Origin of the sequence: Blastococcus aurantiacus (assembly GCF_900102425.1) — a bacterium.
GTDB classification, from domain to species: domain Bacteria; phylum Actinomycetota; class Actinomycetes; order Mycobacteriales; family Geodermatophilaceae; genus Blastococcus; species Blastococcus aurantiacus.
Genome location: NZ_FNBT01000001.1, coordinates 119,024 through 134,181 on the forward strand (window position 1 = coordinate 119,024; position 15,158 = coordinate 134,181).

Genomic DNA, 15,158 nt, shown 5'->3' on the forward strand with positions numbered 1-15,158 from the left:
TAGCGACTGTGATCGAAGCCACCGCGACCGGTGCCCGGACGGTGGCCCGTCTCGCCCGGCACGTCGAAGTGGCTCTCGCCGGCTGCGATCTCTCCGTGCCGCAGTACCGGCTGCTGAGCCTGCTGTCCGAGGGCTCGGTGAACGCCTCCACGCTCGCCCAGCGGCTCGTGGTGAGCCGCCCGAGCGTGACCGCGCTCGTGGACGGTCTCGTCGCCCGCGGCATGGTCGAGCGCGGCACGGACCCGGCAGACCGCCGCCACGTCACCCACCTGGTCACCGAGCGCGGCGAGCAGGTGCTCGCCGAGGCCGACCGCGCGGCGGCGGCCCGGCTTCGGGACCTGGCCACCCATCTCGCCCCCGAGGACGCTCCGGACGCGTGTGCGGGTCTGGCCGCCTGGGGGCGGGCCCTGGACTCCTACCGCGACACCGCCGCACGCGCCCCCCACTGGCCCGAACGCTTCCCGTCAGGAGACAGCATGCCGCCGACCGCGCCGCAGGACGAGCAGACCCAGGACCTGGAGGGCCGCCCCGACGAGGAGGCGACCGAGGCCGAGGCCCGGACGGAGGACGAGGCCGCCGCGCGTCAGGCGCTCGTCGAGCGGGCGACCGCCACCGGCATGCTGAGCGCCCTGTGGGCCTCGCTGCAGCCCGACGCCCCCGCGATCTACTCGGCCCAGGGCGACCTGACCTTCCGGGAGCTGAACGCGCGCACCAACCAGCTGGCCCGCGCGCTGCGTGGCTACGGCGTCCAGGCCGGTGACTCGATCGCCCTCATCTGCTCCAACCGGCCCGAGTTCATCGAGACCCTCTACGCCGCCCAGCGCACGGGGCTCCGGCTCACGCCGGTCAACTGGCACCTCACCGCCGAGGAGATCAACTACATCCTCCGCGACTGCGGCGCGGCCGCCGTCGTGACCGAGCGCCGCTTCGTCGACACCGTGCGAGCGTCCCTGGACGGCGTGGACGCCCGCGCCCTCCTCGTCGTCGACGCCGCCGAGGGCGGGCACGCCCCCTTCGACGACTACGAGCAGGCCGTCTCCGCGGAGTCCGGCGAGGACATCGAGGACCCGGTGCTGGGCAGCACCATGGCCTACACCTCGGGCACGACCGGCCGGCCCAAGGGCGTGCACCGCGCGGGCGTCGCCGTGTCGCCGTTCACGGCCCTGATCGGTGAGGTGTCGGGCTACGTCGCGGGCGAGGACCTCAACCTGGTCACCGGCCCGCTGTACCACTCCGCGCCGCTGGCGTTCTCGCTGAGCCTGGCGATGACCCGCGGCGCCGGCGTGGTGCTCATGGACAAGTGGGACGCCGAGGAGACGCTCCGCCTGATCGAGAAGCACCGCATCACGCACACGCACCTGGTGCCGACCATGTTCCACCGCATGATCTCGCTGCCCCAGGAGGTCAAGGACCGCTACGACACCAGCAGTCTGCGGCACGTCTGGCACGGCGCCGCCCCGTGCCCCGTGCCGGTCAAGCAGGCCTTCATGGACTGGCTCGGCCCCATCGCGTGGGAGTACTACGCGGCCACCGAGGGCTTCGGCTCCGTCGTCGGCCCGCACGAGTGGCTGGCCCGCCCCGGCACCGTCGGGCAGCCCCCGGCCGGGCACATCCGGATCCTGGACGACGCCGGCGAGGACCTGCCCGCCGGCGTCCCGGGCACCATCTACCTGAAGGCACCGGACACCAACCGGTTCGTCTACCTGGGCGACCAGGCCAAGACCGAGTCCTCCTACAAGGGCGACTACTTCACCCTCGGCGACGTCGGCTACCTCGACGAGGACGGCTGGCTCTTCCTCACCGACCGCAGCGTCGACCTGATCATCTCCGGCGGGGTCAACGTGTACCCCGCGGAGGTCGAGGCCGTGCTCATCACCCACCCCTCCGTGGGCGACGTCGGCGTCATCGGGGTGCCCGACCCCGAGTGGGGCGAGTCGGTGAAGGCCGTGATCGAGCTGCAGCCCGGCTACGAGGCGTCCCCCGCGCTGGCCGAGGAGCTGACCAGCTGGGCCCGCGAGCGCCTGGCCCACTTCAAGTGCCCCCGCACGGTCGACTTCGTCGAGGAGCTGCCGCGCACCCCGTCCGGGAAGTTGTCCAAGCGCACCCTGCGGGAGAACTTCCGCCAGCAGGCGGCGGCCGCGGGCACGGATGCCTGAGAGGACCTGACATGCCCCTGACCGTCCGGCCGATCCCCACGCTCGACGACCGCATCAACGACATCCGCATGCGCACCGCGGAGATCGTGAACGACGACATCCTCCCGAACGAGCGGAACCTCTGGCGCTCGGCGCACGGCGGCGCGGTCGAGACCGAACCCTCGGTCATCGACGCCAAGCAGCTGCGCGAGGAGATCAAGCAGAAGGTCCGGAAGGCCGGTCTCTGGGCCCCGCACCTCCCCCAGGAGTACGGCGGCATGGGGCTGGACTTCCTCGCCCACGCCTACATGAACGAGGTCCTCGCCTACGCGATGGGCGCGGCGGCGCTGTTCGGCGTCGTCGCCCCCAACTCGGGCAACCAGACCATCCTGCTCAAGTACGGCACCCCGGAGCAGAAGGAGCAGTGGCTCCGCCCGCTCGTCGAGGGCGAGATGGAGTCCGGCTTCTCGATGACCGAGCCGGAGAACCCGGGCTCGGACCCGCGCTCGCTCACGACCACGGCGGTCCGCGACGGCGACGAGCTCGTGCTCAACGGGCACAAGTGGTTCACGTCCAACGGCAACGCGGCCGACTTCTTCATCGTCATGACCCGCGTCGTCGACGCCGACCACGACCCCGCGACCGGCCGCGGCCAGATGGCCCAGCTCATCGTGCCGACCGACACCCCCGGTGTGAACATCGTCCGCGGCGTGGGCATCTGGGGCCGGCCGACGTCGGACCACGTCGAGGTCCGCTACGAGAACGTGCGGGTGCCGGCGAGCAACCTGCTGGGCGCCGTCGGCCAGGGCCACCAGGCCGCGCAGGACCGGCTCGGCGCCGGCCGCGTGTTCCACTGCATGAACTCCATCGGCCAGATGTGGCGCGCCTTCGACCTCATGGTCGAGCGGGCCACCACCCGCACGGTCCACGGCGGGCCGCTCCAGGACAAGCAGTTCATCCAGGGCTTCATCGCCGACAGCTACATGGACATCAGCGCCGCCCGGCTCATGACCATCCAGGCCGCCGAGCGCGTCGCCCGCAACGACCGGGGCGCCCGGACCGACATCTCCTCGATCAAGGTCTTCGTGCCCGCCGCCTACTCCCGGGTCGTGGACCGCGCCATCCAGGTGTGGGGCGCGGCCGGGGTCTCCAGCGACCTGCCCCTCTCCGGCATGTACCTCGGCGCCCGCACCCTGCGGCTCGCCGACGGGCCGGACGAGGTGCACAAGGTGCTGATCGCCAAGCACGTGCTCGACCGCTACGCCACCGAGGGCGGCTGGGACTTCGGCAACTGACCCGCCGTCCTCCCGTCTCCGATGACTTGTCCCGTCCGTACGACTTCTGAGAGGTTCACCCCATGCTGATGCAGTTCGACAAGGAGCAGGAAGAGCTGCGCCGGACCCTGCGCCGCTTCCTCGAGACCAAGTCCTCCTCGGAGGAGGTCCGTCGCCTGATGGAGACCGAGGAGGGCTACGACCCGGGCGTCTGGAAGCAGATGGCCGAGCAGCTCGGCCTGCAGGGCCTGGCGATCCCCGAGGAGTTCGGCGGCTCCGGCTTCAGCATCCTGGAGACCGCGCTGGTGACCGAGGAGATGGGCCGCGCGCTGCTGCCGGCGCCCTACCTCGCCACCGTGCTCGCGGCCAACCTGCTCCAGCTGTCGGACGACCAGCAGGCCAAGACCGACCTCCTGCCCGGCATCGCGGACGGCTCGACCATCGCCACGGTCGCCCTCGCCGAGGCCGACGGCAGGTGGACGGCGGAGAACCTCTCCACGACCGCCACCCGGGCCGGCGACGGCTGGACGCTCGAGGGCCAGAAGTCCTTCGTCCTGGACGGCACCACGGCCTCGCTGCTGCTCGTCGTCGCGCAGGCTCCGGGTGGCCCCAGCGTGTTCGCCGTCGAGGGCTCGGCCTCCGGCCTCACCCGCCGCGGCCTGACCACCCTGGACATGACGCGCAAGCTCGCCGAGGTCGGCTTCTCCGGCACCCCGGCCCGCCTGGTCGGTGCCGAGGGCGACGCGGCGACGCTGGTCCCGCAGCTGATGCGCACCGCGGTGGTGCTCCTCGCCACCGAGCAGGTCGGCGGCGCCCAGCGCTGCCTCGAGCGCACCGTCGAGTACGTCAACATCCGCTTCCAGTTCGGCCGCCCCGTCGGCAGCTTCCAGGCGGTCAAGCACCGCTGCGCCGACATGCTGCTCGAGGTCGAGTCCGCGCGCTCCGCGGCCTACTACGCCCTCTGGGCGCTGGCCGAGGGCGCCGACGACGCCGAGATCTCGGTCGACCTGGCCAAGGCGTACTGCTCCGAGGCCTACTGGATCGCGGCCTCGGACTCGATCCAGCTGCACGGCGGCATCGCCTTCACCTGGGAGCACGACGCCCACCTGTACTACCGCCGCGCGAAGTCCACGAGCCTGCTGTTCGGCACCCCGACCGAGCACTGGGACGCGGTGGCGGAGCAGCTGCTCTCCCGCTGACGCCTGCACCACGACCCCCGCGCCGCCTCCGGGCCGGTGCGGGGGTCGTCGCACGTCCGGGGGCGGCCACCGGGCAGGCACGTCCGCGAGGCGCTAGAACGGGGCCATGTGCCATGACCACGACAGCCGCCCGCCCGCACCGCCCCGCAGCGGGGCCGTGGCCTCCCGGGAGTCCCTGACCCTCACGTCGGCCGACGGCACCGCCTTCGCCGCCGCATACGCCGCTCCGGAGGGCGCACCGGGCGCCGGCGTCGTCGTCCTGCCCGACATCCGCGGACTGCACCCGTACTACGTGGCGCTGGCCGAGCGGTTCGCCGAGGCCTGCGTCGCCGCGGTCGCGATCGACTGGTTCGGCCGGACTGCCGGCGTGCCGGACGGTGGCGCGCGCGGCGAAGACTTCAGCTGGCAGGAGCACATCCCGCAGACGACCGCCGACGGCATCGACGCCGACATCGTCGCCGCCATGGCCGCGCTGCGGGAGCGGCACGGCGAGGACCTGCCGATCGTCACCGTCGGCTTCTGCTTCGGCGGCAGCCATTCCTGGCGGCAGTCCGGGGGCGACCTCGGCCTGGCCGGATGCGCCGGCTTCTACGGCCGGCCCTCGCTCGTGGGGGACGCCGCGAGCCGCGCCCACCTGCCCACGGTCATGCTGATCGCCGGCGCGGACAAGGCCACCCCGGTCGAGGACCAGCTGGCCCTCGCCGCCACGATGCGCGACGCCGGCGCCGACGTGGACGCCCCCGTCTACGACGGGGCGCCGCACTCCTTCTTCGACCGCGCCCACGGCGACTGGAGCGAGGCCTGCCGCGACGCCTGGGAGCACGTCCTCGGGCTCACCGACCGGGTGTCCCGCGCCTGACTCCGGACGGACGACCGCGGCCGAGCCGACCGGGGATCCGGTCCGCTCGGCCGCGGGACGTCCTGCGACCTGCTGGGGATCAGGCGGGCGCCGTGGCCAGCTCCCGGTTCCCCTCGGGGGCCTGCTCCCCCACCAGCGGGAAGTGACAGGCGACGAACTGGCCTGTCGCGACCTCGCGCATCTGCGGCTCCTCCAGCTCGCACCGCTCCGCCGCACGAGGGCAGCGGGTGCGGAAGCGGCACCCCGACGGCGGGTTGACCGGCGAGGGCAGCTCACCGGTCAGGCCTGCGTCGGTGTGCTTGGCCTCCGGGTCGGGCTCGGGGATCGAGGCCAGCAGCGCGGCCGTGTAGGGGTGCGCCGGGTGCGCGTACAGGGTGTCCGACGGCGCGACCTCGCAGATCTTCCCGAGGTACATGACCGCCACCCGGTCGCTGATGTTCTTCACCACGGCCAGGTCGTGGGCGATGAACACCATCGTGAGGTTGTACTCGGCCTTGAGGTCCTCGAGCAGGTTGAGGATCTGCGCCTGCACGGAGACGTCCAGGGCCGACACCGGCTCGTCGCAGATGAGCACCTCCGGCCGCATGATCAGCGACCGCGCGATCGAGACGCGCTGGCACTGACCACCGGAGAGCTCGTGCGGACGACGTCCGCCGGCCCGGTCGGGGTCCAGGCCGACCGCTGCGAGGAGTTCCTCCACGCGGGGGTCGTCGCTGCCCTTGCCCTCCCAGATGGACAGGCCCTCGGCCACGATGTCCTTCACCCGGCGCCGTGGGTTCAGCGACGAGATCGGGTCCTGGTAGATCATCTGCAGCTTCGTGCGACTGCGCCGGAGCTCGTCGGCGGACAGGGAGCTCAGGTCCTTGCCGTCGAACAGGACCTCGCCACTGGTCGGCCGGGGCGCCTGCATGATCGCCCGCCCGGTCGTCGACTTACCACATCCGGACTCCCCGACCAGGCCCAGCGTCTCGCCCTTGGCGATGTCGAAGCTGATGCCCGAGACGGCGTGGACCTTCTGCCCCCGCTCCAGCGGGAACTCGACCACCAGCCCTTCGACGCGAAGGACGATGTCGTCCTGGTCCCGCAGGTGCGCGGTACCACTGCCGGCCATCAGGCTGCTCCTGCCGTTGCGATCGCTGTGCTGCTGTCCAGGGGGGTCCCGGCGGCGGTGCGCCCGGCGGCCAGGTTGCGCGCGAGCGCGTCCTGACCGGCCGTCGTCCCCACCGGGAAGTGGCAGGCCGCCTCGTGCCCGGCGGCGTGCGGCGCGAGCACCGGCGTCTCCGTCAGGCACTTGTCCTGCGCGTAGTTGCACCGGGGCGCGAACGGGCACCCGGGCCCCGGGTCCACCAGGTCCGGCGGCCGGCCCGGGATCGCGGCCAGTCTGGTGTGGCTGGGCTGGTGCAGTCGCGGGATCGACTTGAGCAGACCCTCCGTGTACGGCATCCGGGTGCGGGCGAACAGCTCACGGGTGGGCGCCCGCTCGACGATCCGTCCCGCGTACATGACCGCGATCTCGTCCGCGCGACCGGCGACGACGCCGAGGTCGTGGGTGATGATGATCAGCCCCATGTTCCGCTCGTGCTGCTGGGTCTCCAGCAGGTCGAGGATCTGACGCTGGACGGTGACGTCCAGAGCCGTCGTCGGCTCGTCGGCGACCAGGAGCTTGGGGCCGCAGGCGAGCGCGATCGCGATCGTCACGCGCTGCCGCATACCGCCCGACAGCTGGTGCGGGTACTCACCCAGCCGCCGCTCGGCCGCCGGGATCCCGACGGACTTGAGGAGGTCGACGGCGTGCGCCTTGGCGACCTTGCCCTTCTCGCCCAGGTGGATGCCCAGGGACTCGGTGATCTGATCGCCGATCTTGGTGACCGGGTTCAGCGAGGTCATCGGGTCCTGCAGGATCATCGCCATCTCGGCGCCCCAGATGGTGCGCATCTCCTTGTTCTTCATGGTCGTGAGCTCACGACCCTCGAAGCGCACGGAGCCCTCGCGGATGGTGTTGTTCTTCGGCAGCAGGTTCATGATCGACCGCGAGAGCACGGTCTTGCCCGAGCCGGACTCCCCCACGATGCCGAGCGTCTTGCCGCGGTCCACCCGGAGGGAGACGCCGTCGACCGCCTTCACCACGCCACGCGGGGTGTCGAAGTAGGTACGCAGGTCGTCGACTTCGAGCAGCGGCTCGTTGCCTCGGCCGTCCAGCGGCCGCGCGGTCGTCACAGGTTGCTCCCTCGGACGTCGAAGCGGGTGCGGAGCGCGTCGCCGACAAGGTTCAGCGACAGCACGGTGAGGAACATGGCGATCGACGGGATGAGCACGACGTGGGGGGCCTCGTTGAGGTAGCGCTTGCCGTCGAAGATCATCCCGCCCCAGGTCGGGGCCGGCTGCTGGACGCTGAGCCCGAGGAAGGCCAGCGTCCCCTCCAGCACGATCACCACGCCCATGGCCACCAGGCCGAACGCGGCCACGGGCAGCACCACGTTGGGCAGGATCTCCCGGGCGAGCACCCGGGAGTTCTTGGCGCCCATCGTCCGCGAGGCCCGGACGAACTCCCGCTCGGCGACGGCGAGCGTCGTCGCCCGCGCCACACGGGTGTAGATCGGGATCGACAGGAACCCGACGATCAGCGAGATGACGACCAGGCTGCGGCCGACGAAGGCCAGCAGGACCAGCAGCAGCACCAGGGCCGGGAAGGCCAGGATGATGTTGATGATCGTCATCAGGATCGTCTCGGTCTTGCCGCGGAAGAAGCCCGAGATGATGCCGAGGAAGCCGCCCACGACCATGCCGATGGCGACCGCCGTGACGCTGATCGTGACCGAGACCCGAGCACCGTGGACCAGCCGGGCCAGGGTGTCACGCCCCAGGCCGTCGGTGCCCAGCAGACCTGCTTCTCCGGGCAGCGCCAGCTTGTTGATGACGTCCGGCGTCAGCGGGTCCCTGACCGGCAGCAGATTGGCGAAGACGGCGCAGATGAGCACCACCACCAGCCAGACCGTCGCCATCCAGAACGTCAGGCCGTAGCCACGCTTCTTCTTCTTGCCGGGCGCCGCGGCGACCTCGGTGGTCTCCGCGATCAGCCCGTCGGAGACCGCCAGCTCGGACGTCGCCCCTGGGTGGGGAGCGCCGAGGTTCGGAACGGGGGTGCTCATGCTTCTCCCTGTGCGGTCGAGCGGTGCACGGCGGGCGGGGGATCAGACTCTTGCCGCAGAGCGTCCATGCGAGATCCTCGGGTCCAGGTACGAGTACAGGATGTCGACGGTGAAGTTCACGACGACGTAGCTGACGGCGATCACCAGCGCGACGCCCTGGACCATGAGCAGGTCGCGGACCAGCACCGCCTCCAGGAGGAGGCGGCCGACGCCCGGCAGGGCGAACAGCGTCTCGATGACCACCGAGCCGCCGATGATCGCCCCGACCTGCACGCCCGCGACCGTCATCAGCGAGAACGACGACGGGCGGAGGGCGTGCCGGAACAGGATGCGCCGGTTGGAGACGCCCTTGACGCGGGCCATGGTCACGAAGTCCTGCTGGAGCGTCCCGATCATGTCGGTGCGGAGCAGCCGGGTGTAGACCGCCATCTCCGCGATCGCCAGCGACAGCGCCGGCAGCAACGCCGACCGGAGGTTCTGCACCGGGTTGTCGGTGAAGTTCACCCAGCCCGTGGCGGGCAGGACGCCCAGCCACACGGCGAAGATCAGGATCAGGAAGATCGCCACCATGAAGTTCGGCACCGCGAGGAGGCCGAAGCTCGTGCTGCTGATCAGCTTGTCGGTCCGCGTGCCGGCCCGGTAGGCCGACAGCATCCCGACCGGGATCGCGACGAGCAGCGCGATGATGATCGCCAGGATCCCGATCTCGGCGGTGACCGGCAGCCGGTCGATGATGGCCTCGCTGACCGGCTCGTTCGTCCGGTAGGAGCGACCGAAGTCGCCGGTCAGCGCGTCACCGATCCAGTGCAGGTAGCGCACCGGCAGCGGGTCGTCCAGGCCGAGGTCGGCGCGGACGGCCGCGATGGCTTCGGGCGTCGCGTTCTCGGCTCCCAGGATCTGCAGCGCCGGGTCACCGGGCAGCAGGCTGGTCATCAGGAAGGTCAGCAGCGACACCGCGAACAGGGTCGCGAGCAGCGACGGGAGCCTGCGGAGTACGTACACGGGCGGTTACTCCGTCGTCCAGACGTGGCCCCACATGACCTGGGCGCTGGCAGCACCGTTCCCCTTGGTGTCGTCGGGGAAGACCCAGCCGTCCAGGTTGCGCACCACGTCACGGGCAGCCATGACGGTGAGCGTGCCACCGCTGTAGGTGTTCGGGACGTTCTCGTTGAGGACCTCGCCGATGGCCTCGACCGCAGCCTTGCGCTCCTCGACGTCGGTCGTGGTGCGCAGGATCTCGAGCTGCTCGTCGATCTCGGGGCTCTGGAAGGCCGTCATGTTCAGCGGCCCCTCCGTGAACGCCTGGCTGAACACGATGTAGGGGTCGCGGTCGGCCCCGACGCGGGTGCAGCCCATGTCGTAGTCACGGGCGAGCATGTCCTGGATCCAGGCCGCCTGCTCCTTCTGCTCCAGCTCGACCTCGGCACCCAGGACGTTGAAGAAGGCCTGGTAGAGCTGCGACAGCTCGTTGAGGCTCGGGTCCGGCGGGCAGGTGAAGGTGAAGGAGATGGGGCTGCCGACCGGCTTGCCGTCGGAACGATCCGGGTCGTTGATGTACTCGTCGTACAGCTCCTGGGCCTTCTCCACGTTGTGCTCGGGGTAGGACTCCTCGAGCTTCTCGGAGTAGTAGGGGCTGTCCGGGCTGAAGAACTGGGTCTGCAGCGGGGTGACGCCGGCGCCGCCGAGGACCTCGATCAGGGCCTCCTGGTCCATGGCGTGGGCCAGGGCCTGGCGGACGCGGACGTCGTCGAAGGGCGGCCGGCTGACGTTCATCGTCGAACCGCCGGAGTTGCTGCCCAGGTGCTCGAAGTTGGTGACGCCGTCCAGCTCGCGCGCCTTGATGACGGTGCTCTGACGCAGCGACTGCATGACGTCGATGTCACCGCTCTGCAGGCTGGAGAGGCGGGTGTCCTCGTCGGGGATCGGCCGGAAGGTGATCTTGTCCAGGTGGGGCAGACCCTCCTGCCAGTAGTTCTCGTTCTTCTCGAGCTCGAGGCGGCTGTCCCGCTGCCAGGAGACGAACTTGAACGGGCCGGTGCCGACCGGGTTCGCGCCGGCGTCGGGGCCGGCGGCAGCAGCGGCGGTCGGCGAGAACGGCCAGCCGGCAGCGGCCACCAGGTTGTCCGGGAACGCCGCGTTGGTCTCCTTGAGGCGGTAGACGACGGTGAGGTCGTCCACCACGTCCAGGGACGTCACGTCGGCGACGGAGGCGGCGACGTTCGAACCAGGCCTGGTCAGGTACTCGTCGAAGATCGTCTTCAGCGCCTGGGCGTTGAGCGGGGTGCCGTCGTGGAACTGCACGTCCGGGCGGAGCTTGAGCGTCCACTCCGACAGGTCGGCGTTCGGCTCCATCGACTCGGCCAGGTAGGGCTCCACGGCCCCGTCCTCGGTGCGGTGCATCAGCGGGTCGTACAGCGCGTAGGCGACGTTGACGCCGGGCTGGTTGAACGTGCCCTCACCCGGCAGCCAGCTGTTGGTCTCGGCCTCCAGGCCGACGGTGATCTCGCCGCCCTCGACCGGGTCGCCGGCCTCGACGGTCTCGGACTGGGCGCCGGCCTCCACGTCCCCGTTGCCGTCGTCGCCGCCTCCGCCGCAGGCGGCGGTCCCCAGGAGGAGACCCACGAGGCCCACGGAAGCGAGGGCCCGCTTCCACGGACCTCTCATCGGGCGCCGATGTACTCGCATGTATTTACTCCTTGACCAGTTTCGTGCCGGCACAGCGACGAGGCCGGCGAAGGCGCGTCGATGTGCGAGCGCCCACAGCGCGTGCTGGGAGTCTGTCCTACGGGAGTGGGCTGCGTCACTAGGCGCCTCGCCACTCTCACCGGGCGCCGGACTATGCGGTGCGCACAACGCCGTCCCGGCCCCTGATCGGTGCAGGTCGGTGCGGTGGCCCGGCCGGGCCACCGCACCGCCGCGGACCGCTACCCGGCCAGCCAGGCGTGGCCCCACATGACCTGTGCGCTGGCCGCGCCGTTGCCCCTGGTGCCGTCCGGGAAGACCCAGCCGTCCAGGTTCTTCACCTGGTCCTGGGCAGCCATGACGGTGAGCGTCCCGCCGCTGAAGGTGTTGGGCACGTTCTCGTTGATGACCAGGCCGATCTCCTCCACGGCCGCCTTCCGCTCGTCGATGTCCGTGGTCGTCCGGAGGATGTCGAGCTGCTCGTCGATCTCCGGGCTCTGGAACGCCGTCATGTTGAGCGGGCCCTCGGTGAAGGCCGCGTTGAAGACGATGTAGGGGTCGCTGTCCGCCCCGACGCGGGTGCAGCCGGTGTCGTAGTCCCGGGCGAGCATCTTCTGGATCCAGGTGGCCTGCTCGACCTGCTCCAGCTCGACCTGCGCACCGAGGGCGCCGTAGAGCGACTGCACCAGCTGCGCGACCTCGTTGAGGCTGGGGTCCGGGGGGCAGCTGTAGGTGAAGGAGAGGTCGGTACCGACCGGCAGCCCGTCGGAGCGCTCCGGGTCGTTGACGTAGTCGTCGTAGAACTTCTGGGCCTTGTCCGGGTCGTACGCCGGGTAGCTGTCGGCGACCTTCTCCGAGTAGTACGGGCTGTCCTCGCTGAAGAACTGGGTCGTCGGCGGGGTGACGCCCTTGCCGCCGAGCACCTCGATGATCGCCTCCTGGTTCAGGGCATGCGCCAGAGCCTTGCGCACCCGGACGTCGTCGAAGGGCGGCTTGCTGGTGTTGACCGTCCCGCCACCGGAGTTGCTGCCCAGGTGCTCGTAGTTGTCGATGCCGTCGAGGTCGCGGGCCCGGATGACGGTGCTCTGCCGCAGGCTCTGCATCACGTCGATGTCGCCGCTCTGCAGGCTGGCCAGGCGGGTGTCCTCGTCCGGCATCGGGCGGAAGGTGATGCGGTCGAGGTGCGGCAGCCCCTCCTGCCAGTAGTCCTCGTTCTTCTCGACCACCAGCTGGCTGTCCCGCTGCCAGCTGACGAACCGGAAGGGGCCGGTGCCGACGGGGTTCGCGCCGGCGTCCTCACCGGCGGCGGCCGCCGCCGTCGGCGAGAACGGCCAGCCCGGCGAGGAGATGAGCAGGACGGGGAAGGCGGCGTTCGCCTCGACCAGCCGGTAGACGACGGTGAGGTCGTCGACGACGTCCAGCGAGGTGACCTCGTCGACCGACGCCGCCGTGTTCGCCCCGGGAGCGGTGAGGTACTCGTCGAAGATCGTCTTCAAGGCCTGGGCGTTCAGCGGCGTGCCGTCGTGGAACGTCACGCCGGGGCGCAGCGTCAGCGTCCACTCGGTGAGGTCGGCGTTGGGTTCCATCGACTCGGCGAGGTACGGCTCGACGTCACCGTCGGCCGTGCGGTGCATCAGCGGGTCGTAGATCGCGTAGGCGACGTTGATCCCGGGCTGGTTGAACGTCCCCTCCCCCGGGAGCCAGCTGCTGGTCTCGGCCTCCAGGCCCACGGTGATCTCGCCGCCGTCGACCGGATCACCCCGGTCCGAGACGTCGTTGACCGCGCCGACCTCGGTGCCGCCGTCCCCGTCACCGTCCCCGTCGTCGCCCCCGCCGCCACAGGCGGCGCTCCCGAGCAGCAGACCCACCAGCCCGGCGGAGACGACGGCCCGCCTCCACGGACCTCCCACCGGGCGCCGACGTCCTCGCATGCGTTCTTCTCCCCGACCGAAGGTGCGTGCCGCACGACGGCGACCATCCGCCGGCGCGTCGACCCGCGCGCGCCAGCGCGCGCCGTCGGAGTGTGGCCCATGGAGTGAGCCACGTCACTACCCGTCGCCGCGGGTCCACCACCTGTGCGCCGCGCGCGACTCGCGCCGGACAGCACGACGGCCCGGGCGAGGTGCTCGCCCGGGCCGTGGTGGTGGTGCCGATCAGATCAGTCGGTGACCCACACGTGGCCCCACATGATCTGCGCGTTGTTCGCGCCGTTGCCCTCCGCGCCGTCGGGGAAGACCCAGCCGTCCAGGTTCTTCACCGCGTCACGGGTGGCCATGACGGTGAGCGTGCCGGCCGAGAAGGTGTTGGGCACGTTCTCGTTGAGGACCTCGCCGATGGCCTCGACCGCCGCCTTGCGGGCGTCGATGTCGGTCGTCGTCTTGAGGATCTCCAGCTGCTCGTCGATCTCCGGGCTCTGGAACGCCGTCATGTTGAGCGGGTTCTCCTGGAACGCCTGGCTGAACACGATGTACGGGTCGCGGTCGGCACCGACACGGGTGCAGCCGGCCTCGTAGTCCCGGGCCAGCATGTCCTGGATCCAGGCCGCCTGCTCGGTCTGCTGGAGCTCGACCTCGGCGCCCAGCGCGTTGAAGAACGCCTGGTAGAGCTGCGACAGCTCGTTGAGGCTCGGGTCCGGCGGGCACTGGAAGGTGAACGAGATGGGCTCGCCCACCGACTTCCCGTCGGAGCGCTCCGGGTCGTTGATGTAGTCGTCGTAGAGCTCCTGGGCCCGCTCCACGTCGAACTTCGGGTAGCTCTCCTCGAGCTTCTCCGAGTAGTACGGGCTGTCCGGGCTGAAGAACTGGGTCTGCGGCGGCGTGACACCGGCACCGCCCAGGACCTCGATCAGCGCGTTCTGGTCCATGGCGTGCGCCATGGCCTGGCGGACCCGGACGTCGTCGAACGGCGGACGACTGGTGTTCATCGTCATGCCACCCGAGTTGCTGCCCAGGTGCTCGTAGTTGCTCACGCCGTCCAGCTCGCGGGCGCGCACGACGGTGCTCTGCCGGAGCGACTGCATGACGTCGATGTCGGCGGTCTGCAGGCTGGACAGGCGGGTGTCCTCGTCGGGGATCGGGCGGAACGTGATCTTGTCCAGGTGGGGAAGCCCCTCCTGCCAGTAGTTCTCGTTCTTCTCCACGACGAGGTTGCTGTCGCGCTGCCAGCTGACGAACGTGAACGGTCCGGTCCCGACCGGGTTCGCACCGGCGTCCTCACCAGCGGCCGCGGCCGCGGTGGGCGAGAACGGCCAGCCGGCCGCGGTGACGAGCTCGTCGGGGAAGGCCGAGTTGGGCGCCGTCAGGCGGTAGACGACGGTGAGGTCGTCGACGACGTCCAGCGAGGTGACCTGGGCCAGGCTGGCGGCCAGCCGCGAGTCCGGCGCCGTGAGGTACTCGTCGAAGATCGTCTTGAGCGCCTGGGCGTTCAGCGGGGTGCCGTCGTGGAACTGCACGTCCGGGCGGAGCTTGAGGGTCCACTCGGAGAGCTCGGCGTTCGGCTCCATGGACTCGGCCAGGTAGGGCTCGACCGACCCGTCCGCGGTGCGGTGCATCAGCGGGTCGTAGATCGCGTAGGCGACGTTCGTCCCCGGCTGGTTGAAGGTGCCCTCGTTGGGCAGCCAGCTGTTCGTCTCGGCCTCCAGGCCGACGGTGATCTCGCCGCCCTCGACCGGGTCGCCGGCCTCGCCGACGTCGCTGACCGCGCCGGCCTCGGCGTCGCCGTTGCTGTCCGAGCCGCCGCCACCGCAGGCGGCGGTGCCCAGCAGGAGACCCGCGATGCCCGCGGAGACGAGCGCGCGCTTCCACGGGCCCCTCATCGGGCGCCGGTGTTGTTGCATGTGTGTACCCCTCGACCATGTGCTC

Annotated in this window: 11 protein-coding genes; 4 read left to right on the forward strand and 7 right to left on the reverse strand. The window is 70.7% G+C overall.

Features of this window, described 5'->3' with window-relative positions:
* The first annotated feature begins 8 nt into the window (after positions 1-8).
* From BLS70_RS00555 to BLS70_RS00570, 4 genes are all read left to right on the forward strand, one after another.
* On the forward strand, positions 9-2,156 hold the full coding sequence (locus BLS70_RS00555) for an AMP-binding protein (RefSeq protein WP_143030308.1): 2,148 nt from the start codon (positions 9-11) through the stop codon (positions 2,154-2,156).
* Positions 2,157-2,167: 11 nt separating this feature from the next.
* Positions 2,168-3,430 (forward strand): acyl-CoA dehydrogenase family protein, encoded by a 1,263-nt coding sequence (locus BLS70_RS00560; RefSeq protein ID WP_218122213.1) that lies wholly within the window; start codon positions 2,168-2,170, stop codon positions 3,428-3,430.
* Positions 3,431-3,492: 62 nt separating this feature from the next.
* Positions 3,493-4,608: an acyl-CoA dehydrogenase family protein gene (locus tag BLS70_RS00565; protein ID WP_091763594.1), complete on the forward strand. Its 1,116-nt coding sequence runs from the start codon at positions 3,493-3,495 to the stop codon at positions 4,606-4,608.
* 106 nt (positions 4,609-4,714) lie between these two features.
* On the forward strand, positions 4,715-5,467 hold the full coding sequence (locus BLS70_RS00570; protein WP_091763595.1) for a dienelactone hydrolase family protein: 753 nt from the start codon (positions 4,715-4,717) through the stop codon (positions 5,465-5,467).
* A gap of 79 nt (positions 5,468-5,546) precedes the next feature.
* Here the strand turns inward: BLS70_RS00570 and BLS70_RS00575 are convergent, their stop codons facing one another.
* From BLS70_RS00575 to BLS70_RS00605, 7 genes are all read right to left on the reverse strand, one after another.
* Entirely contained in the window at positions 5,547-6,578 is a 1,032-nt protein-coding gene (locus tag BLS70_RS00575) for an ABC transporter ATP-binding protein (protein WP_091763596.1), read from the reverse strand.
* The gene (locus tag BLS70_RS00580; protein WP_218122214.1) at positions 6,578-7,684 is read right to left on the reverse strand and encodes an ABC transporter ATP-binding protein; all 1,107 of its coding nucleotides are present in this window, start codon (positions 7,682-7,684) and stop codon (positions 6,578-6,580) included. Before BLS70_RS00580 ends, BLS70_RS00575 begins: the two co-directional genes overlap by 1 nt.
* On the reverse strand, positions 7,681-8,616 hold the full coding sequence (locus BLS70_RS00585; RefSeq protein WP_091763597.1) for an ABC transporter permease: 936 nt from the start codon (positions 8,614-8,616) through the stop codon (positions 7,681-7,683). Before BLS70_RS00585 ends, BLS70_RS00580 begins: the two co-directional genes overlap by 4 nt.
* Before the next feature lie 42 nt (positions 8,617-8,658).
* Positions 8,659-9,618 carry an ABC transporter permease gene (locus BLS70_RS00590; protein ID WP_255362136.1) on the reverse strand — a complete coding sequence of 320 codons (960 nt, stop codon included), beginning with the start codon at positions 9,616-9,618 and terminating at the stop codon, positions 8,659-8,661.
* A 6-nt stretch (positions 9,619-9,624) separates the two neighbouring features.
* A complete protein-coding gene (locus BLS70_RS00595; RefSeq protein ID WP_143030309.1) occupies positions 9,625-11,238 on the reverse strand; it encodes an ABC transporter substrate-binding protein in 1,614 nt (537 codons plus the stop codon).
* Between the two features lie 302 nt (positions 11,239-11,540).
* Entirely contained in the window at positions 11,541-13,208 is a 1,668-nt protein-coding gene (locus BLS70_RS00600; protein WP_143030310.1) for an ABC transporter substrate-binding protein, read from the reverse strand.
* Positions 13,209-13,456: 248 nt separating this feature from the next.
* On the reverse strand, positions 13,457-15,112 hold the full coding sequence (locus BLS70_RS00605) for an ABC transporter substrate-binding protein (RefSeq protein WP_176946214.1): 1,656 nt from the start codon (positions 15,110-15,112) through the stop codon (positions 13,457-13,459).
* Positions 15,113-15,158 lie beyond the last annotated feature (46 nt).